The 20,258-nt window shown below is 62.6% G+C and carries 18 protein-coding genes; 11 read left to right on the top strand and 7 right to left on the bottom strand.

The window, feature by feature from the left end; all coding sequences use genetic code 11:
* Positions 1 to 123 precede the first annotated feature (123 nt).
* From fusA to rpsL, 3 genes are all read right to left on the bottom strand, one after another.
* Positions 124 to 2,229, bottom strand: coding sequence for an elongation factor G (gene fusA, locus VM94_RS02920; protein WP_046682107.1), 2,106 nt, complete (start codon positions 2,227 to 2,229; stop codon positions 124 to 126).
* Positions 2,230 to 2,337: 108 nt separating this feature from the next.
* A complete protein-coding gene (gene rpsG, locus VM94_RS02915) occupies positions 2,338 to 2,808 on the bottom strand; it encodes a 30S ribosomal protein S7 (RefSeq protein WP_010394377.1) in 471 nt (156 codons plus the stop codon).
* 152 nt (positions 2,809 to 2,960) lie between these two features.
* Positions 2,961 to 3,344 carry a 30S ribosomal protein S12 gene (gene rpsL / locus VM94_RS02910; protein ID WP_010394376.1) on the bottom strand — a complete coding sequence of 128 codons (384 nt, stop codon included), beginning with the start codon at positions 3,342 to 3,344 and terminating at the stop codon, positions 2,961 to 2,963.
* Positions 3,345 to 3,770: 426 nt separating this feature from the next.
* Between rpsL and VM94_RS02905 the strand changes: the two genes are divergently transcribed.
* Entirely contained in the window at positions 3,771 to 5,696 is a 1,926-nt protein-coding gene (locus VM94_RS02905) for a phosphoethanolamine transferase (protein ID WP_046682106.1), read from the top strand.
* A 9-nt stretch (positions 5,697 to 5,705) separates the two neighbouring features.
* Here the strand turns inward: VM94_RS02905 and VM94_RS02900 are convergent, their stop codons facing one another.
* The gene (locus VM94_RS02900) at positions 5,706 to 5,891 is read right to left on the bottom strand and encodes a hypothetical protein (protein ID WP_138828934.1); all 186 of its coding nucleotides are present in this window, start codon (positions 5,889 to 5,891) and stop codon (positions 5,706 to 5,708) included.
* Positions 5,892 to 5,992: 101 nt separating this feature from the next.
* On the opposite strand from VM94_RS02900, the gene VM94_RS02895 reads away from it, so the two are divergent.
* From VM94_RS02895 to VM94_RS02860, 8 genes are all read left to right on the top strand, one after another.
* Positions 5,993 to 7,258 (top strand): efflux RND transporter periplasmic adaptor subunit, encoded by a 1,266-nt coding sequence (locus VM94_RS02895; RefSeq protein WP_046682116.1) that lies wholly within the window; start codon positions 5,993 to 5,995, stop codon positions 7,256 to 7,258.
* Between the two features lie 27 nt (positions 7,259 to 7,285).
* Positions 7,286 to 8,002 carry an ABC transporter ATP-binding protein gene (locus VM94_RS02890; RefSeq protein WP_046682104.1) on the top strand — a complete coding sequence of 239 codons (717 nt, stop codon included), beginning with the start codon at positions 7,286 to 7,288 and terminating at the stop codon, positions 8,000 to 8,002.
* Between the two features lie 9 nt (positions 8,003 to 8,011).
* Positions 8,012 to 9,334: an ABC transporter permease gene (locus VM94_RS02885; RefSeq protein ID WP_046682103.1), complete on the top strand. Its 1,323-nt coding sequence runs from the start codon at positions 8,012 to 8,014 to the stop codon at positions 9,332 to 9,334.
* 28 nt (positions 9,335 to 9,362) lie between these two features.
* Positions 9,363 to 10,601, top strand: coding sequence for an ABC transporter permease (locus VM94_RS02880; protein ID WP_046682102.1), 1,239 nt, complete (start codon positions 9,363 to 9,365; stop codon positions 10,599 to 10,601).
* Between the two features lie 28 nt (positions 10,602 to 10,629).
* A complete protein-coding gene (locus VM94_RS02875; protein ID WP_046682101.1) occupies positions 10,630 to 11,982 on the top strand; it encodes a sigma-54-dependent transcriptional regulator in 1,353 nt (450 codons plus the stop codon).
* A gap of 14 nt (positions 11,983 to 11,996) precedes the next feature.
* The gene (locus VM94_RS02870; protein ID WP_046682115.1) at positions 11,997 to 13,313 is read left to right on the top strand and encodes a sensor histidine kinase; all 1,317 of its coding nucleotides are present in this window, start codon (positions 11,997 to 11,999) and stop codon (positions 13,311 to 13,313) included.
* A gap of 237 nt (positions 13,314 to 13,550) precedes the next feature.
* Entirely contained in the window at positions 13,551 to 14,075 is a 525-nt protein-coding gene (locus tag VM94_RS02865; RefSeq protein WP_046682100.1) for an FxDxF family PEP-CTERM protein, read from the top strand.
* A 59-nt stretch (positions 14,076 to 14,134) separates the two neighbouring features.
* Entirely contained in the window at positions 14,135 to 14,914 is a 780-nt protein-coding gene (locus VM94_RS02860) for a spermidine synthase (protein WP_046682099.1), read from the top strand.
* Positions 14,915 to 14,924: 10 nt separating this feature from the next.
* Here VM94_RS02860 and pdxR read toward each other — a convergent pair whose 3' ends face one another.
* The gene (pdxR, locus tag VM94_RS02855; protein WP_046682098.1) at positions 14,925 to 16,397 is read right to left on the bottom strand and encodes a MocR-like pyridoxine biosynthesis transcription factor PdxR; all 1,473 of its coding nucleotides are present in this window, start codon (positions 16,395 to 16,397) and stop codon (positions 14,925 to 14,927) included.
* A 108-nt stretch (positions 16,398 to 16,505) separates the two neighbouring features.
* On the opposite strand from pdxR, the gene VM94_RS02850 reads away from it, so the two are divergent.
* Positions 16,506 to 17,162, top strand: coding sequence for a pyridoxamine 5'-phosphate oxidase family protein (locus VM94_RS02850; RefSeq protein WP_046682097.1), 657 nt, complete (start codon positions 16,506 to 16,508; stop codon positions 17,160 to 17,162).
* An 85-nt stretch (positions 17,163 to 17,247) separates the two neighbouring features.
* A complete protein-coding gene (locus VM94_RS02845) occupies positions 17,248 to 18,078 on the top strand; it encodes a class I SAM-dependent methyltransferase (protein ID WP_082127524.1) in 831 nt (276 codons plus the stop codon).
* A gap of 58 nt (positions 18,079 to 18,136) precedes the next feature.
* Here the strand turns inward: VM94_RS02845 and VM94_RS02840 are convergent, their stop codons facing one another.
* Complete coding sequence (locus tag VM94_RS02840) at positions 18,137 to 18,331, bottom strand: hypothetical protein (RefSeq protein WP_046682096.1); 195 nt, start codon at positions 18,329 to 18,331, stop codon at positions 18,137 to 18,139.
* A 277-nt stretch (positions 18,332 to 18,608) separates the two neighbouring features.
* On the bottom strand, positions 18,609 to 20,246 hold the full coding sequence (locus VM94_RS02835) for a serine hydrolase (protein ID WP_046682113.1): 1,638 nt from the start codon (positions 20,244 to 20,246) through the stop codon (positions 18,609 to 18,611).
* Positions 20,247 to 20,258: the final 12 nt, after the last annotated feature.

The raw sequence follows: 20,258 nt of genomic DNA, 5'->3' as shown, positions 1-20,258 counted from the left end.
GGTGCCGACGTTGACGTGCGGCTTGGTCCGTTCGAATTTACCTTTTGCCATTTTATTCTTCCTTAGAACAATGATTTAAATGTAGGGACCGGCATTCTCGTGAAAGCCGGCCCGGAACTTCTATTACTTAGCTTTCGAGCTTACGATTGCTTCAGTCACATGCTTAGGTGCTTCAGCATAGTGCTTGAATTCCATCGTGTAAGTCGCACGACCTTGGGTCGACGAACGCAACGACGTGGCGTAACCGAACATTTCCGACAGAGGCACTTCGGCCTTGATGATCTTGCCGCCACCGCCAGCAATTTCATCCATACCTTGCACCATGCCGCGACGCGACGACAGATCGCCCATCACGGTACCGGCGTAGTCTTCCGGCGTTTCCACTTCCACGGCCATCATCGGCTCCAGGATGACTGGCGATGCTTTGCGGCAGCCATCTTTGAATGCCATCGAAGCGGCCATGCGGAATGCATTTTCGTTCGAGTCAACATCATGGTACGAACCGAAGAACAGCGTGACTTTCACGTCAACGACTGGGTAACCAGCCATCACGCCCGAAGTCAGCGTGTCGCGCACACCTTTTTCAACTGCAGGGATGTATTCGCGAGGAACGGTACCGCCCTTGATCGCGTCAACGAATTCGAAGCCCTTGCCCGGTTCTTGCGGTTCGATCTTCAGAACCACGTGACCGTATTGACCACGACCACCCGATTGCTTGACGAATTTGCCTTCCGACTCTTCGCACACTTTACGGATCGTTTCGCGGTAAGCCACTTGTGGCTTGCCGACGGTGGCTTCAACGTTGAATTCGCGCTTCATGCGGTCAACGATGATGTCCAGATGCAACTCGCCCATACCGGCGATGATGGTCTGGCCCGATTCTTCATCGGTACGCACGCGGAACGATGGATCTTCTGCTGCCAGGCGGTTCAGCGCCAGGCCCATTTTTTCCTGGTCGGCCTTGGTTTTTGGCTCGACTGCCTGCGAAATCACCGGCTCAGGAAAGACCATGCGTTCCAGAACGACGCTGGCTTTTTCGTCGCAAAGCGTGTCGCCGGTGGTGGTGTCTTTCAGACCCACAACGGCGGCGATGTCGCCAGCGCGCATTTCCTTGATTTCTTCGCGTTCGTTCGCTTGCATCTGCACGATACGGCCGATACGCTCTTTCTTCTGCTTCACGGAGTTCAACACCGAGTCGCCCGAATTCAGGGTACCCGAGTAGCAACGGATGAAGCACAACTGACCGACGAACGGATCGGTTGCGATCTTGAACGCCAATGCCGAGAATTTCTCATTGTCGTCAGCTGCGCGTTCGACTGGCTGCTCGTCCTCGTCCAGACCTGGGACAGGTGGAATGTCGATTGGCGATGGCAGGTACTCGATGACCGCGTCCAACATGGCTTGTACGCCCTTGTTTTTAAAGGCGGTACCGCACAACATTGGAACGATTTCGCTGGCGATGGTACGCTGACGCAGAGCAGCCTTGATCTCGGCTTCCGACAGGTCGCCTTCTTCCAGGTACTTGTTCATCAGGTCTTCCGACGCTTCAGCAGCGGCTTCAACCATGTTTTCGCGCCACTTGGCAGCATCAGCGGCCAGGTGTGCAGGAATGTCGCCGTATTCGAACTTCATGCCTTGCGAAGCGTCGTCCCAGATAACCGCTTTCATCTTGACCAGATCGATAACACCGGTGAAGACGTCTTCAGCGCCGATAGGCATCTGAATAGGTACTGGGTTGGCTTTCAGACGCGAACGCATCTGATCGTAGACCTTGAAGAAGTTGGCGCCGGTACGGTCCATCTTGTTCACGAAGGCCAGACGTGGCACTTTGTACTTGTTAGCCTGACGCCATACCGTTTCCGATTGTGGCTGCACGCCGCCGACTGCACAGTAAACCATGCAGGCGCCATCCAACACGCGCATCGAACGTTCCACTTCAATGGTGAAGTCAACGTGGCCTGGGGTGTCGATGATGTTGATGTGGTGAGCTGGGAAGTTGTTTGCCATGCCTTTCCAGAAGCACGTAACAGCAGCCGAGGTAATCGTGATACCGCGCTCTTGCTCTTGTGCCATCCAGTCGGTGGTGGCAGCGCCATCATGGACTTCGCCCAGCTTGTGGTTCACGCCTGTGTAGAACAGGACGCGCTCGGTCGTGGTCGTCTTACCTGCATCGATGTGAGCGGAGATACCGATATTACGATAGCGCTCAATGGGGGTCTTGCGGGCCATAATTAATCCTAAATGAATGGACAAAACCGAGCAGCATTTTTTTGCAAAAATGAGCCCGGCCTCGAACAACAGATGCTTGACAGCCGCCTTGCGGTAGCTGGCTTTATATTAGAAGCGGAAATGCGAGAACGCTTTGTTCGCTTCAGCCATACGATGGACTTCGTCGCGTTTTTTCATCGCGCCGCCGCGGCTTTCAGCCGCTTCCATCAGCTCACCGCCGAGGCGTTGTGGCATCGATTTTTCGCTGCGCTTGTTAGCAGCTTCACGCAACCAACGCATGGACAGAGCCATACGACGGACTGGGCGAACTTCGACCGGCACCTGGTAGTTTGCACCACCGACGCGACGGGATTTCACCTCAACCAGCGGCTTGGCGTTGTTGATTGCGGTAGCAAAAACTTCGAGCGGATCTTTGCCCGATTTTGCTGCGATGTGCTCGAAAGCACCGTAGATGATGTTTTCTGCAACCGATTTCTTACCGGACAGCATCAGCACGTTTACAAATTTAGCGACATCAGTGTTGCCGAATTTTGGATCTGGCAAAATTTCGCGCTTGGGTACTTCACGACGACGTGGCATATCAATTCCTTTCAATCTTCAGTTGAGCGCGCGTTCTTCGCACACTCGCGGACGACCATCATAGTCTTCCACTTACTCGACCAGATGCGGTCGACTACATTCACTTAGCTAGTTGCCACTGAGCGAAACTTGGGTTTGCTGCGTACAACTTATTACTTCTTGCCAGCTTTAGCGCGCTTGGTACCGTACTTCGAACGCGATTGCTTACGGTCTTTAACGCCTTGGGTATCCAGAGCACCGCGAACCATGTGGTAACGCACACCCGGCAAATCCTTGACGCGGCCGCCGCGCAACAGCACAACACTATGCTCTTGCAGGTTATGGCCTTCACCGCCAATGTACGAAATAACTTCGAAACCATTGGTCAGACGAACTTTAGCGACTTTACGCAGAGCCGAGTTAGGCTTCTTTGGAGTCGTGGTGTAAACACGTGTGCAGACGCCACGTTTTTGCGGGCTGTTTTCCAGCGCCGGCGATTTGCTCTTCACGGTCAAAGCGACGCGTGGATTGCGAATCAATTGATTGATGGTTGGCATCGTTATAAATCCAACAAAAAACTACGATTAATAACCCGGGCAAGATGCCCGGCGACTAAAACCTCGTCCCACTTTCATCTACTGCGCACCGGAGGCGCCCGCAGCCACTCGATTAGGAGCGGCCATGAAATGCCAAGTAATACGTAAACGATGAGCAGAATAAAATCGAGAACTCGCTAGTTTAGACCTTGTGTTACAGGGGGTCAATCAGTTTACCGCTTTTTGCTATAAAAAAAGGCAAAAAAGAGGCGCTTTTGTAGCATTTTGACTAATCTTTGGCTGCGACGGGCGGGCACCGACACCCGGCGGCAATTGATGATTTGGCATTCTTTCTCTGTCAGCAAGCATCTGGCGCGCACATTCTTGTATGACCGCAAGACAACAAAAGGACTGATAATAGCGGACATTTTTTGCTGCCGCCCCCCTATGCGCTCCTTGCTTCGCCCCGCCAATCTGTTCCTGCTCCTGACGTATGCCCTGCTGACGGCCGTGCCCTTCATCCCCGCGCTGCTGGGGCGGGCGCTCGAGCATCCGTGGCAGATGCTCACGTTCGAGCTGCTGGCCTGGCTGGCCGTCTGGAGCATCTTCAAGCGCCCCGCCCACTTCCACTGGCTGCTGGTGCCCGCCTTCCTCGCCCTGCCGACGGAAATCTACCTGTTCATCTTCTATGGCCAGGGCATTTCCACGCACCACCTGGGCATCATCTTCGAAACCAGCCCCAAGGAAGCGATGGAATTCCTCGGGCAAAAAGTATGGCTGATGGGCGCCGTCATGCTGGGCGTGATCGCCTGGTGCGTCCTGAGCTGGTTTGCGGCCGCGCGCACGCGCGACCTCGACTGGCGCGGCAAGACGCGCCCGGCCGCCTTCGTGCTGCTGATCCTGCTGGGCGGCTTCTGGTGGTATGGCTACGAATTCGGTTTCGAGGCCAAGGCCGTGCACAGCGCCGCCGCGTCCGCCAAGGCCAGCAAGCCGGCGGCCAGCGGCAAGGCGGGCGCTTCCGGCTTCGGCGACGCCAGCTCGGCCGACGAAGAAACGGAAGAGGAAGACGAGGAAAGCAGCAAGCCGGAGAACGCCAGCATCGCCGGCGCCGACGAGACGGGCCTGGGCTGGCCCAGCCTGCCCCACTGGGCGCGCCTGCCTTACGCCTTCGACACCGTCAGCAATTCCTGGCCCTTCGGCCTGGCCGCGCGCGGCTTCGATTTCTACAAGGAACGCAAATACCTGGCCGAGCTGGGACAGAAAAGCAGCAGCTTCCGTTTCGGCGCGCACCAGCAACAGCCCGATACCAACCCGGAAGTGGTGGTCATGGTGATCGGCGAATCGTCGCGCTACGACCGCTGGAGCCTGAACGGCTACGAACGCGACACCAATCCCCTGCTGAAACAGGAAAGCAACCTGGTGCCGCTGGCCGACGTCATCACGGCCGTTTCCGCCACGCGTTTGTCCGTGCCCGTCATCATCTCGCGCAAGCCGGCCACGCAAAGCCTCAAGGATGGCTTCTCGGAAAAATCCTTCCTGACCGCCTACAAGGAAGCGGGCTTCAAGACCTACTGGCTGTCGAACCAGATCTCGTTCGGCCAGTTCGACACGCCCGTGTCCGTGTTTGCCAAGGAAGCGGACGTGGTGCAATTTTTGAACCTGGGCGGCTTTACCAACAGTTCGAACTTCGACCAGATCCTGTTCGATCCGTTCAAGAACGCACTGGCCGACCCGGCGCCGAAAAAACTCATCGTGCTGCACACCCTGGGCAGCCACTGGAACTACAGCCAGCGCTATCCGAAATCGTTCGACAAGTGGCAGCCGTCGCTGTTCGGCGTCGACAAGCCCGTCTACACGGACACGGCCATCAAGCCGCAGCTGAACAACAGCTATGACAGCTCCATCCTGTACACGGACTGGTTCCTGTCAAACGTGATCGGCATGCTGAAGGACGACGGCCAGCGCACCGCCCTGCGCAGCTCGCTCGTCTATGTGGCCGATCACGGCCAGACCCTGTACGACGGCACCTGCCGCCTGGCCTTCCATGGCCACAACACGCAGTTCGAATTCCACGTGCCCGCCTTCGTCTGGTATTCGCCACAATTCCAGCAGCACTATCCGGACAAGGTGACGCAACTGCGGCGCCATCAGAAGGCGCGCCTGTCGACGGAAAACATGTTCCATACGCTGCTCGACCTGGGCGACATCCGCTTCGCCGGCGAACAGCCCGACTGGAGCATCGCCAGCGCCCGCTTCAAGCAGCACAAGCGCTATGTCGACAGCTACGGCTGGACCAACTACGACAACGCCATCATCCGCGGCGACTGCCGCGAAGTGATCGACAAGAGCACGCCGGAGAAGCAGGACAAATAAGGGCGGCCATCAAGCCCGCGCCAGCACTCCCGCGCAATCGGCCGGCTGCGCCATGTGCGTGCTGAGCCAGTCGAAGACGCGCCCCGCCTTGTCCGTGATACCGGCGTCAAAACCGCGCTGCGCCAGCAGGGCGATGCCGTTGGTGGCCTGCAGCACGCCGGACGCGCGCGGACACCGCCTGGACAGCGCGGACACGGCGGACAACCGGACGCCCGGATTTTTCCCCAATCAAATCAACGGCTTAATAACTGGCATGGATCGTGCATTGGAGCAGCCATTCTCCACGAGACATGACCATGATCCGCGATACCTCTTCCCAAGACGCCGTATTGTCCGCCCCGCCGGGCCAGCGCCACAAGCAACGCGCCTTGCTGCTGGCCGGCGCCGTCATCGTCATCGGCGCGGCCATCGCTGTCGTTGCCGGCTGGCGCAACAGCGAGCATTCCGTCAATGCCAGCCGTTTGCGCATCGCCGAGGTCACGCGCGGCACCCTGATACGCGACGCGGCCGTCACGGGCCGCGTGGTGGCCGCCATCAGCCCCACCCTGTATTCGACCACGGTGGCCACCGTCACGCTGAAAGCGAAGGCGGGCGACACGGTGAAAAAGGGCGACATCCTGGCCGTGCTGGAGTCGCCGGACCTGTCCGATGCGCTGAAACGTGAGCAGTCCAGCGTGCAGCAGCTGGAAGCGGAAGTGGCGCGCCAGCAGATCCTGGCCAAGAAGCAGAAACTGCTGGCGCGGCGCGAAGCCGATACGGCCGAGATCGAGCGCCTGTCCGCGCAGCGCACGCTCGAACGCTATGAAAGCGTGGCGCAGGTAGGCATCATTGCCAAGATCGATTACCAGAAGGCGAAAGATGCGCTCAATTCCGCCGATATCCGCAGCAAGCACGCCTCGCAGGCGGCGGGCCTGGAAAGCGAAGACGTGACCCTGGCGCTCAAGACCAAGGTCAACGAACTGGAACGCCAGCGCCTGAGCCGCGACAACGCCCAGCGCAGAGTCGATGAACTGACCGTGCGCGCGCCCGTCAACGGTTTCATCGGCACCCTGTCGGTGGCCAACCGCAGCGTGGTGCAAGCCAACACTGCGTTGATGACCCTGGTCGACCTGTCGCAGCTGGAAGTCGAGCTCGAGGTGCCGGAAACCTATGTCGCCGACATCGGCCTGGGCATGCGCGCGGAAATCGAAACAGGCGCCATCCGGGCGACCGGCAAGCTGTCGGCGCTGTCGCCCGAAGTGGTGAAAAACCAAGTGCTGGCGCGCGTGCGTTTTAACGGCGAGCAGCCGGCCGGCCTGCGCCAGAACCAGCGCGTGGCGGCGCGCCTGCTGATCGATGAAAAACCGAATGTGCTGATGCTGGCGCGCGGCTCCTTCGTCGAGGCCGAAGGCGGCCGTTTCGCCTACGTCGTGCGCGACGGCGTGGCGATGCGCACGCCGATCAAGCTGGGCGCGACCAGCGTCTCGTCGGTGGAAATCCTCGACGGCTTGAAGCTGGGCGACAAGGTCGTCGTCGCCGGCACGGAAAACTTCGAGAACGCGGCCCGCGTCTCGCTCAACTAACGCCACTCATCCAACCAGGAGCCCTCCATGCTGCGCATGCAAAACCTGAGCAAAGTCTACCGCACCCACATGATCGAAACCCACGCGCTGCGCGGCTTCGACATCCATGTGCAACAAGGTGAATTCGTCACCGTCACGGGGCCGTCCGGCTCGGGCAAGACGAGCTTTCTGAACATCGCCGGCCTGCTCGAGGAATTCACCGACGGCGAATACATCCTCGACGGCGTCAACGTCAGGGGTATGGACGACAATGCCCGCTCGCGCCTGCGCAATGAAAAGCTGGGCTTCATCTTCCAGGGTTTCAACCTGATTCCCGACCTGTCGTTGTTCGACAACGTCGACGTGCCACTGCGCTACCGGGGCTTCAACCGCGCCGAACGCAAGGAACGCATCGAGGACGCGCTGGCCAAGGTGGGCCTGGCCTCGCGCATGAAGCATTATCCGGCCGAATTGTCGGGCGGCCAGCAGCAGCGCGTGGCCATCGCGCGCGCGCTGGCCGGCTCGCCCAAACTGCTGCTGGCCGATGAGCCGACGGGCAACCTCGATACGCAGATGGCGCGCGGCGTGATGGAACTGCTGGAAGACATCAACGCGCAAGGCACCACCATCCTGATGGTCACCCACGATCCGGAACTGGCGCTGCGCAGCCAGCGCAACGTGCACATCATCGACGGCCAGGTGTCGGATCTGGTGCAGCACCGCGCCACGCTGTCGGCCAAGCCGCAGCACGCCGCGACCGTGTAAGGAGAGCACATGTTCCGCTACTATTTCACCTTGGGCTTGCGCAGCCTGCGCCGCAACCGCGCCCTGACGGCGCTGATGGTGCTGACCCTGGCCGTCGGCGTGGCCGCCAGCGTATCGACCGTCACCATCCTGCACGCCATGTCGGGCGACCCGCTGCCGCACAAGAGCGACCGCCTGTTCGTGCCGATGATCGACATCCTGCCCGTCAAGGGCTACGTGCCCGGCGACAAACCCGGCTTCGCGCAATCCCAGATGAGCTATATCGACGCGCGCAATTTCATGGCCAGCAAGGTGGGCGTGCGCCGCACCGTCATGTATGGCGTGGCAGGGCCAGTCGAGCCGGCGCGCAAGGATATCGGTTCCTTCCAGGCCCAGGGGATGGCGCCCACGCGCGATTTTTTCAGCATGTTCGAAGCCCCCTTTCTGTACGGCCAGCCGTGGAGCGAAGCCGATGACGCCAGCGGCGCCGATGTGATCGTGCTCAGCCGCGCGCTGGCCGAAAAACTGGTGGGCACGAACAACCCTGTCGGCCAGCGCGTGACGGTGCTGGGCCGGCCCTACATGGTGACGGGCGTGCTGGCCACCTGGGACGTGGTGCCGCGCGCCCATCACATTATCGGCAGCAAGGGGGCGTTCGGTCCGGAGGACGAATTCTTCATTCCATTTGCCAGCGCGATCCGCCACGAAACCGAGCACGACGGCGGCATGAGCTGCAACGGCGACAATAACGCACCCGGCTACCAGGGCAGGCTCGCCTCGGGCTGCACCTGGCTGCAGTTCTGGTTCGAAATGGCCGGCAGCGGCGAGCGTGGCCAGTTGCAGCAGTACCTGGACGCCTATGCGGGAGAGCAGCGCAAGCTGGGGCGCATGAAGCGCAACGCGCCGAACCGCCTGTACGACCTGAACGAATGGATGAGCTTTTTGCAGGTAGTCGACAACGACAACAAGCTGGCGGCCTGGCTGGCCTTCGGTTTCCTGCTGCTATGCCTGGTCAACACCATCGGCCTGCTGCTGGCGAAGTTTTCCGTGCGCGCCAGCGAGGTGGGCATCCGCCGTGCGCTGGGCGCCACGCGGCGCGACATCTTCCGCCAGTTCCTGATCGAGACAGGCGTCATCGGCCTGGCTGGCGGCGTGCTGGGCCTGCTGCTGGCGTTCGGCGCGCTGGCCGTGGTCAGCAAGCAGTCGGAAGATCTGGGCACCGTCGCGCACATGGACGTACCGATGCTGCTGCTGACGTTTGCCATGTCGGTGCTGGCGGCCCTGCTGGCAGGCTTGCTGCCGACCTGGCGCGCCTGCCAGGTGACGCCGGCCATCCAGCTCAAATCCCAATGAACATCCTTTACCCAACATGAGGTCCAGCATGGAAATCCGTCCCATCCTGTCGGCGCTGATGCGCAGCAAAACCGGCGCCGTCCTGGTGGCCGTGCAGGTCGCGATCAGCCTGGCCATCCTGGCCAACGCCCTGCACATTGTCAACGTGCGCCAGGCCGTCGCCGCGCGGCCCAGCGGCGTGGCCGCTGAAAACGACGTTTTTTACGTCAATATCCAGAACCTCAACCGTGGCAGCCATGAGCGCCAGCTGGCCGAGCAGAAGCGCCAGGCGGCACTGCTGCGCGCGCTGCCAGGCGTGATGTCGGTGGCGCAAACGTCACAGGCGGTGCTGTCGCGCTCTGGCCACTTCACCAGCATGTCCGCCAAGCGCGACCAGGCCGCGGCCAGCGCCGAAGTATCCACCTATGTCAGTCCCGATTCGCTGATCAAAACCTATGGCCTGCAATTGGTCGAAGGACGCGATTTCCGGCCTGACGAGGCGCCCGAAATCAACGAAGACGTCGACGAGAGCTCGCCCAAGGTTCTGATACTGACGCGGGCGGCGGCGCAGAAAATCTGGCCCGGCGAGACCAGCTTTGTCGGCAAGACCTTGTACCAGGGCACCGGCTCGGACGACCCGGAACTGCGCGTGGTGGGCATCGTCGAGCGGCTGCAGACCCAGAGCGCGCAGACCAAGCCGCGCGGCGAATATTCGTCGCTGCTGCCGGCGCGCCTGACGGGCGGGCGCGGCCTGCTGATATACGCCGTGCGAGCCGAACCAGGCCAGCGTGACCGTCTGATGCAGGAAGCGGAACAGGCCATCCGCACTACCAGCACGGACCGGCTGCTGGTCACCACCGACACCCTGGAACAGCATCGCAAGGCGCGCTACCGGGCCGATCAGGGGCTGTCATGGATGCTGATCGCTGTCTCGACCCTGCTGCTGCTGGTGACGGCCAGCGGCATCGTCGGCATCGCCAGCCTGTGGGTGACGCAGCGGCGCAAGCAGATCGGCGTGCGGCGCGCCTTGGGCGCCCGCCGCATCGACATCCTGCGCTATTTTTTGACGGAGAATTTCCTGATCACCAGCGTGGGCGTGGCGGCCGGCGTGGTGCTGGCTTTGGGCTTGAACCAGCTGCTGGTAAGCCAGCTGGAAATGGCGCGCCTGCCGCCCGGCTATCTGCTGGCCGGCGCGCTCGTGTTCTGGCTGCTGGGCGTGGGCGCGGTGTACGGCCCGGCATGGCGCGCGGCCAGCATTTCGCCCGCCACTGCCACCCGCAGTACCTGAGCCGGCACCTGAGTGATATGCTGCGCGCATGCCTACCGTACTGATTATTGACGACAATGCCGCCGTGGCCATCGCGCTGGACGTGCTGTTCTCGCTGCACGAGATCGACGCCGTGCGCGCCGCCTCGCCCGAGGAGGGCTTGCACCTGCTGGAACGCCACGCCATCGACCTGGTGGTGCAGGACATGAACTTCACGGCCGACACCACGTCGGGCGAGGAAGGCGGCGCGCTGTTCCACGCGATCCGCGCGCGCTACCCGGACCTGCCCGTGATCCTGCTGACGGCATGGACCCAGCTCGACGCGGCCGTGGACCTGATCAAGTCCGGCGCGGCCGACTACCTGGCCAAGCCATGGGATGACCGGCGCCTGATCGCCAGCGTGCAGAACCTGCTGGAGCTGGGGCAGGCCAATCGCGCGCTGCGCCAGCGCGTGGTGGCCGAACAGCGCCAGCGCCACGCCCTGGAACACGATTTCGACTTGCGCGGCATGGTGTGGCAAGACCCGGCCACGGAACGAGTCGTGCACCTGGCGTGCCAGGTGGCGCGCGCCGACGTGCCCGTGCTCATTTCGGGGCCGAACGGCAGCGGCAAGGAACGCATCGCCGCCATCGTGCAAGCCAATTCCCAGGTCGCCAGCGGCCCCTTCGTCGTGCTCAATTGCGGCGCCGTGCCAGTGGAGCTGATCGAGGCGGAACTGTTCGGCGCGGAAGCGGGCGCCTACACGGGCATCACGCGCGCACGCGACGGCAAGTTCGACGCGGCCGACGGCGGCACCCTGTTCCTCGACGAGATCGGCAACCTGCCGCTGGCCGGACAAATGAAACTGCTGCGCGTGCTCGAAACGGGACGCTTCGAGCGCCTCGGCTCGAACCGCGAACGGCAGGTGAAAGTACGCGTCATCAGCGCCAGCAATGCCGACCTGCCGGCGATGATCAAGGCCGGCACGTTTCGCGAAGACCTGTTCTACCGCCTGAACGTGATCGAATTGCGATTGCCGCCGCTGGCCCAGCGACCGCTGGACATCCTGGTGCTGGCGCGGCATTTCCTGGGCAGCGAAAAGACGCTGGACACGCAGGCGGAGGCGACTTTGCTGGCGCACGGCTGGCCGGGCAATGTGCGCGAACTGAAAAACGTCATGCAGCGCGCCAGCCTGCTGACGGCCGGCCCGGTGATCGGCGCGCTGGAAACGGGCCTGCCGCTGACCGGTGTGGCATCGCCGCGCGCGCCGCAGGATGGCGCCGCGACGGAGCCGGACCGCGACAGCGTCAGCGCGGCGCTCGCGCGTGCGCACGGCGTGGTGGCGCAGGCGGCGCAGGAACTGGGGCTGTCGCGCCAGGCGCTGTACCGGCGCATGGAACGCCTGGGCATCGCGCGCGGCTGATGGCCTACCGCCCCATGCGCCTCTCCCTGCTCACGCGCTGGACGGCGCTGATCGTCACCTTGCTGGTGCTGGGCATCGGCATCGCCCTGCTGCTCGCGCATTTTTTGCCGGGCCAGCCGCTGCTGGTGCTGGCCGGCACCCTGCTGTGCGTGCTGCCGGTGGCCGTCATTACCATCCGCGCGCAGCTGCAATCGATGCTGTCGCTGTTTCGCGCCTTGAGCGGCACGGTGGCCAGCTACCAGGACGGCGACTTCGGCTTCAGCCTGCGCTGGCCGCAGAACGATGAACTGGCGGACCTAGTGGCGGCCCACAATGCGCTGGGCGACGTGCTGCGCAAGCAGCGCCTGGACCTGGTGCAGCGCGAACTGCTGCTCGACACCATGGTGCAAAACACGCCGGTGGCCATGCTGCTGGTGGCCGAGGGCAGCGCCATCGTCTACGCCAACCTGGCCGCGCGCCAGCTGCTGCATCACGGCCGCCGGCTCGAAGGGCACCATCTGACCGACATCGTGCGCGAGGCGGCGCCGGCCCTGGCCGAAGCACTGGCGCGCCGCAACGACGGCCTGTTTACCAGCGGTGAAGGGGAACAGGAAGAGGTATATCACCTGGCGCGGCGCAGCTTCAGCCTGAACGGGCGCAAGCACGAACTGCTGCTGTTGCGCCAGCTGACGCTGGAACTGCGGCGCCAGGAAGTGCAGACCTGGAAAAAAGTCATCCGCGTCATCAGCCATGAGCTCAACAACTCGCTGGCGCCACTGGCCTCGCTGGCCCATTCCGGCGCCGAGCTGGTGCGCCGCGGCCAGACGGAGCGCTTGCCGCAGATCCTCGCCACCATCGAGGAACGCACGCGTCACCTGGAAACCTTCATCCTGGGCTATGCGCGCTTTGCCAAGCTGCCCGCGCCGCGCGTGGCGCCGTGCGAATGGCAACCCTTCCTCGACAGCCTGGCCTCGCAAGCGGCCTTCACGCTGGATGGCCCCCCGCCCGCGCAGGCGGCCTTGTTCGATGCGGCGCAAATGCAGCAAGCACTGCTGAACCTGCTCAAGAATGCGCTGGAATCGGGCTCCCGGGAAGAGCATATCGGCCTGCACGTCAGCCAGGCGCATGGTCAGCTGCGCATCGAAGTGCGCGACCGCGGACCGGGGATGAGCGGCGCCGTGCTGGAAAACGCGCTGGTGCCGTTTTATTCCACCAAGCGCAGCGGCACGGGACTGGGCCTGGCCCTGGCGCGCGAAATCGCCGAAGCCCATGGCGGGCGCATCACCCTGGCCAACCGAGAAGGCGGCGGCCTGGCGGTGACCTTGATTCTGCCTTTGCCAGACAGAAATTAGTTCCTCTGCAACGATTTTTAAATCACACCATCCGCAATTATTTTTCAGTGCAATATTAATAATTATAGTTTTTAATATTGCAACTTCATGAACGCCATGCCCGTGTGTTAGAAATAAGCTATTTAAGTTTTCATAATGATATAAAAATAGCTCATTGACAATGAATTGTCTTGGCGATAATTTATCAGCGCGGTACGGTTTTTTTGAAACATTAATCGTTTTTTCGCGGGGATCAACATGAAACTAAAATCACTCATCGCAGCGGCAGTACTCAGCGCCGCCTCCATCGGCAGCGCCAGCGCCACCGCCTACACCGTCAACCTCGTCAATACCACGGGCAATCTGTGGACCAGCGGTTTCAACGCCGTACCCAGCCCCCTCGGCGACTTCACGGATACCTTCACGTTTACGCCGAATGCCACCTTCGGTTCCACCGCGCAAGCCTTCCTGGCCAACCTGTCCGTTACGGGCACGGACAGCTCCTCCATCCACTTCACCAGTGCCGACCTGAACGGCATAGGACTGACCGGCTTTGGCGGCCCCACCGTCTTTGGCTATGCCCAGGGTGAAATACTGGCACCGACGAGCGTCCTGTTCAATGGCCCGCTGGTCCTGACCGTCATGGGCAACACCAAGGGCGGCAGCTATGGCGGCGTCTTCAACCTGAACCTGGCTCCCGTTCCTGAACCGGAAACCTATGGCATGCTGCTCGCTGGCCTGAGCATACTCGGCTTCCTGGCGCGACGCCGCAAGCAATCTTGAACGCTCCTCCCAAAAGACGCCCCGGCGTCTTTTTTTTTGGCGGCTGCTAAACTGACGCCATGACGACCGACTTTACCTCCACCAGCCACACCGCTTTCAGCCACCCGGGCCACCCGCCCGCCACCACCACCGAACACCGCGGCATCCGCTACCTGCACCTGGGCACCAAGTGGGTGCAAGGCGCCATGCGCCTCGACAAACCCGACGCTATCGAACTCGAATACGTGCAGATGATGATGATGTGGATGCTGTTCAAGACGCAGCCCAGACGCATCGTGCAGCTGGGCCTGGGCAGCGCCGCGCTGACCAAGTTCAGCTACCGCCGCTTCCCCGACGCCACGGTCACGGCCATCGAACTCAATCCGAACGTGATCGCCATCTGCGGCGCCCAGTTCGCGCTGCCGCCAAACGACGCACGCCTTGACGTGCGCGAAATGAATGCGCTCGACTTTGTGCTTGACCCGGCCAACCACGGCACCGTCGACGCGCTGCAAGTGGACCTGTACGACGAGGACGCGCGCGGCCCCGTGCTCGACACGCCCGAGTTTTACCAGGCCTGCTTCGACTGCCTGACGGACGACGGCATCATGTGCACGAATGTCTTCGGCGACTTCCCCAACTACGACAAGAATTTGCAGGCGATGGAACTGGTCTTCGACGCCGTCGTCTGGGTGCCGGAAATGGAAGATGAAAACATCGTCGTGCTGGCCTTCAAAAAATCGCCCTCGCTCGACTTCAGCGATTTATACGAACGCGCCGCCACCATCAAGAAGCAGTTCAACCTGCCCGCCAAGAACTGGGTCAACGGCTTGAAGCAGTGGATGCAGGACCAGCAATAAGATAACCGCATCACGCCGGCAGCAGCGCGCCCAGGCGGCGCGCCAGGCCATCCATGTTCTCGGCCGGCACCTGCGCATAACCGAGCAGGAAACCGTTCCAGCCCGGCCCTTCTCCCGTGCCATGCGCGGACAACGCCAGCGCCACGATGCCGTCCTGCGCGGCGCGGCGGCTCAGCGCCAGGTCATCCCATGCCGTATCGTGAAAGCGCAGCGCAAGGTGCATGCCGGCCGTGCCGCCATGGATGGCCGCGCCGCCACACGCATGGCGCTGCAGCGCCTCGCTCAAGGCGTCGCGCCGCTGGCGGTACAGGCGGCGCATGCGACGCACGTGGCGCGCAAACAGGCCGCTGCGCAGGAACTCGGCCAGCGCCAGCTGTTCGGCCACGCGGCCCCGCGCGGCGCCCTGCGCCTGCATCTGCGCGAAGGCCCCGGCCAGCGCGGCCGGCACGACGATAAAGGCCAGGCGCAAGGCGGGAAACATGGTCTTGCTGAAGGTGCCCAGGTACACGATGGGCGCGTCGGCCACCAGTCCCTGCATGGCTGCCAGCGGTGGCCCGCCATGGCGAAACTCGCTGTCGTAATCATCTTCGATGATCAGGGCGCCGGCCGTACGCGCGCGTTCGAGCAGCGCCATGCGGCGCGCGGGACTAAGCACGCTGCCCGTCGGATACTGGTGCGACGGCGTCGTGTAGATCAGGCGCGGCGGCATAGCGCGCCAGTCGTCATCCGTCGGCGCGATGCCATCCATGTCGACGGCGATGCCCGTCACCTGCAAGCCGGCGCCACGGCCCGCCGCCAGCGCGCCGCCATAGCCGGGATGCTCGATCCACAAGGTGTCGCCCTGGTCGGCAAAGGCGCGCAGGCAGACATCGAGACTGCTCTGCGTGCCATCCGTGATGAACACCTGGCCCGCATCGCAAACGACGCCGCGCGCGGCGCGCAAATGCTCGGCGATGGCCATGCGCAGCTGCGGCTCGCCGGCAGGGTCGCCGTAATTGAGCTGGCGCGGGGTCAGCGCGCGCCACGCGCGGTCCAGCATGCGGCGCCACTGCGCCAGCGGAAATTCATCGAGCGCCGGCACCCCAGGCGCGAACGCGCCCATGGCGTCGGCGGGAAACACCACCGCCGCGCTGGCATCCTGTCCCGACACGCCGCGCAAATACCGGGCGCGGCGCGACAAGCCATCCTGGCCTGCGCTCACTGGCGGTGCGGTCGGCACGCCAACGCTGCCGGCGACGACGGTGCCGCGCCGGTCCGGCAAGACAAACCCTTCGCTGGCCAATTGCTCGTAGGCGTACAGCACGGTATTGCGCGCCAGCCCCAGTTCGGCCGCCAGCACGCGCGTGGCGGCCAGGCGCGTGCCCGGCGCCAGCTGGCCGCTGCGGATCGCCGCGCGCAGGCATTCATGCAACAGGCGCTGGCGCGGCCAGCCCCGCTCGCGGTGCGTGCGCTCGAATGCGTTCAGCAACAAAGCGAAATCCATGCGCTCCCCTCCATTGTGGCTCTATATTATTTCTCACTTCTGGATCTTTTTTCAGGGCCAGAAGCCGATTATAGTGCGGCCTGCCTCTTCAACCAACGGATTTCCGCCATGACCGCTACCGCCCTGCCTCCCAGCCCCCGTACCCGCGTGCGCCGCGTCGCCGAACTGGCCAGCTACGAGCAAGCCACCTTGCACGCCATTCTCGATGCCGCCTACCTGTGCCATATCGCCTTCCACGACGACAAGGGTAGCCATTGCATCCCGACCGCCTGCTGGCGCATCGATGGCCACCTGTACATCCATGGCTCGAACGGCAGCCGCATGCTCAAGCTCCTGCAAGACAGCGACGTGTGCGTGACGGTCACCCATCTCGACGGCCTGGTGCTGGCGCGCTCCGCCTTCAACCACACGATGAACTACCGTTCGGCGATGGTGTACGGGCAGTTTGAGAAAGTGAGCGACATCGGCCAGCAGCATGCGGCCATGGACGCGCTGATGGAAAAGCTGGTGCCGGGACGCCTGGCGCACGTGCGCGGCGGCAACGCCAAGGAATACGCGGCCACCACCGTGCTGCGCATCGCGCTCGACGAATACGCCGTCAAGCAGCGCAAGGGCGGTCCGCTCGACGATGCGGACGACATGGCGCATGCCGTCTGGACGGGCGAACTGCCGTTGACGCACGGCCGTGGCGCGGCCATCGCCGATGCACTCAACACCTGCGACATGCCCGCGTATGCCGCCGCATGGGGGACGGAATCCGCTTGACCAGCCAGCGTGCTTGGCCGATGATCGGCGTTGATGGCGATCGCCACCAATTGACCAACCGATCCAATCACGCATGGAGCAAATGATGATGAAGCGAGTATCCCTGGCCGCGGCCCTGACGGTCATGCTGGCCTGTGGCGGCAGCGGCGCGGCACTGGCCGCCGATACGGGCGACGCGACCCTGAAGGCGGCCATCGCCGGCAGTGCGCGCACGCCGGCCAACGCGCTGCGCGACAGCGCCCGCCACCCGTATGAAACGCTGACGTTCTTCGGCATCAAGCCAAACATGACGGTGGTGGAACTGGCGCCCGGCGGCGGCTGGTACACGGAGATCCTGGCACCCTACCTGCGCGACAACGGCAAGCTGATCGCGGCCGGCAACGACCCGCAATCCGCCAGCGAAGGCGCGCGCCGTGGCGCGGCGCGCTTCCAGCAAAAACTCGACGCCAATCCTGCCGCCTTCGGCAAGGTGGACATCGGTGCCTTTGCGCCACCCACCACCTACCGCATCGCGCCCAAGGGCACGGCCGACATGGTGCTCACCTTCCGCAATATCCACAACTGGATACCGATCGGCGAAGCGGGCATGCAGACCCTGTTCAAGGAAGTGTATGACAGCCTGAAACCGGGCGGCGTGTTCGGCGTCGTCGAGCATCGCCTGCCGGCGAGCAAGGCGCAGGACGCCACGGCCAGCAGCGGCTACATGCACGAAGCGTATGTGATCAAACTGGCCGAAGGAGCGGGTTTCAAACTGGCGGCCAAATCGGAGATCAACGCCAATCCGAAAGACGCGGCGGACCACCAGGGGGGCGTCTGGGCGCTGCCGCCCACCTACGCCAACAAGGATGTGGACCGGGCCAAGTACACGGCCATCGGAGAGAGCGACCGCATGACCCTGAAGTTCATCAAGCCATAAAAAGCAAACGGCGGCGCGCCACTCCGGCGCGCCGCCCGATCCCGGATTGAATGCGGCCTTACAGGTGGATGCCGTAGACGCCGCACAGGCGCTTGACCAGGGTGCAGGCGTTGGCATCGCCGTCCGTCACGCAGGCCGTGTAGGCTTCCTCGCAGGTTTCGCGCGTTGGCAGGGCAAACGCGGAAGAACTGATGGCGCCGGCAAAACCGACGGCGGCGCAAAAGACAAATACGGCTTTTTTCACATTGATCATTTTTATCCCATTCCCCAAAGTTGAGTCGTTCTAAAAACCACTGGAAGACAAAGACGTCAGCCGCCAGCAAGCGCCTGCCGACAGGCGAATTTCATGGCGCACGGAAATAGTAGCACTTTGAAAAATTATTAAATAAGCAAACAGGAAAACAAGATAACGTTTCTTTTTCACCCCATTTCATGGAATAAAAACCGGCGCGCCGCCCTCCTGCCGCGCATTTGCATGGCAATGGGCGAAAAAAAACCGCAGCACAGGCTGCGGTTTTGGTATCGACCCTTTATTTCTTCGCTTCCTTCGGTTTCACCGGCACCAGGCTCAGGTCCTGGAAGTCGTAGCTGAAATCCGTCTCGGCCGACACAGGCGCCATCTTTACCCGATCGATGCTGCCATCGGGATTGAGCGAGAACGTCACGTAGGCGTCCGCGTTGAAGTTGCGCTCTTTCCAGCGCACGATGAAGGTGTCGTGCTGCCAGTGTTCCAGCTCGCCCGTCAGGTCCGGCGTGCGCGTGAAGCTGAGGATATGCTTTTTTCCCTCGGGCTTGATCACGACCTTGCCGTACCAGGCATCCTCATACTCGCCGTCGTACGATGCCAGCGGCAGCGATGGCTGCGATCTGGCCGCCCGCGCGCTCGACGCCTTGCCCTGCTTTTTCACTTCTTCCGCATGCTGATCCTGCTCCACCTTGGCCACCAACGCCAGCCAGTCCGATGGCGCCGCCTGCAGGTAATGGTCGAGGATGCGCCATTGCAGCGCCGTCATGGAACCGCCATTTTCCGCATTGGTGAGGATGGCCACGCCCAGCTTTGCTTCCGGCACCATCACCACGCGCGAATAAAATCCCTGCAGCGCACCGCCGTGCATGGCCACCTTCATGCCCTTGTAGTCGCGCAGCTGGAAGCCCAGGCCATACGCGCTGAAGTTCGGTTTCGTCGCGGCCAATGCCGGTTTCGGCTCGGGGATCTTGATCGGCGTTTGCGCCGTCCACATTTCGCGGCCCTGCTTTTCGCTGAACAGGCGCGCGTCCTTGCCATCCTTGTCCTTCACGCCGGCGATCTTGCCGCCGTCGAGCAGCACCATCATCCACTTGGCGATATCTTCCGCATTCGTGTTGATGCCGACGGCGCCCACGGCGTTCGGCACGGGCATCGATTTGACGGCGGCGATCTTGCCGTCGATCTTGCTGTGCGCATTGGCGACGTCGGGATTGCCCGCATTTTCAGCCAGGCTGGTGGTGGTGCCCGTCATGCCCAGCGGCGCCAGGATGCGTTCATGCATGGCCTCGCCCCAGCTTTTCCCCGCCTTGTCGGCGATGATCTTGCCGGCCACGATGTACAGCAGGTTATCGTAGGCATAGCTGTTGCGAAAACTCGTGGCCGGACGGATGTAGCGCAGCTTCTCGATGATCTCGTCGGTGCTGAAGGTCGTCGTCGGCCACCACAGCAAGTCGCCCGCGCCCAGGCCCAGGCCGCTGCGGTGCGTCAGCAAATCGCGGATGGTCATGGCGCCCGTCACGTAGGAATCGTGCATCTGGAAGCCGGGCAAATGCTTGGTGACGGGATCGTCCCAGGCCAGCTTGCCCTCGTCGACCAGCATGGCCAGCGCGGCGGCCGTGAAGCCTTTCGAATTCGATGCCACTTCGAACACGGTCTTCGCATCGACGGCGGCCGGTTCGCCCAGCTTACGCACGCCAAAGCCCCTGGCGGTGATGACCTTGCCATCCTTGACGATGGCGATCGCCATGCCAGGCACGTCGAACACTTTCAGGGCGGTGGCGACGTCGCGCTCAAGGTCGAAGGCCGGCGCGGGCACCGGCGCGGCGGCGACAACGGGGGCGGCGTCAAGGGCCAGCGCCGGCATGGCGATGCCGGAAAACGCCAGCACGATGGCGGCGGCGAGGCGGTTCATGGTATGCATGGTGAGGATGTC

This window comes from Janthinobacterium sp. KBS0711 (assembly GCF_000988085.1).
GTDB lineage: Bacteria > Pseudomonadota > Gammaproteobacteria > Burkholderiales > Burkholderiaceae_D > Janthinobacterium > Janthinobacterium lividum_E.
The sequence above is the reverse complement of the archived record's forward strand: the minus strand, read 5'-3'. Positions and strand labels throughout refer to the sequence as shown.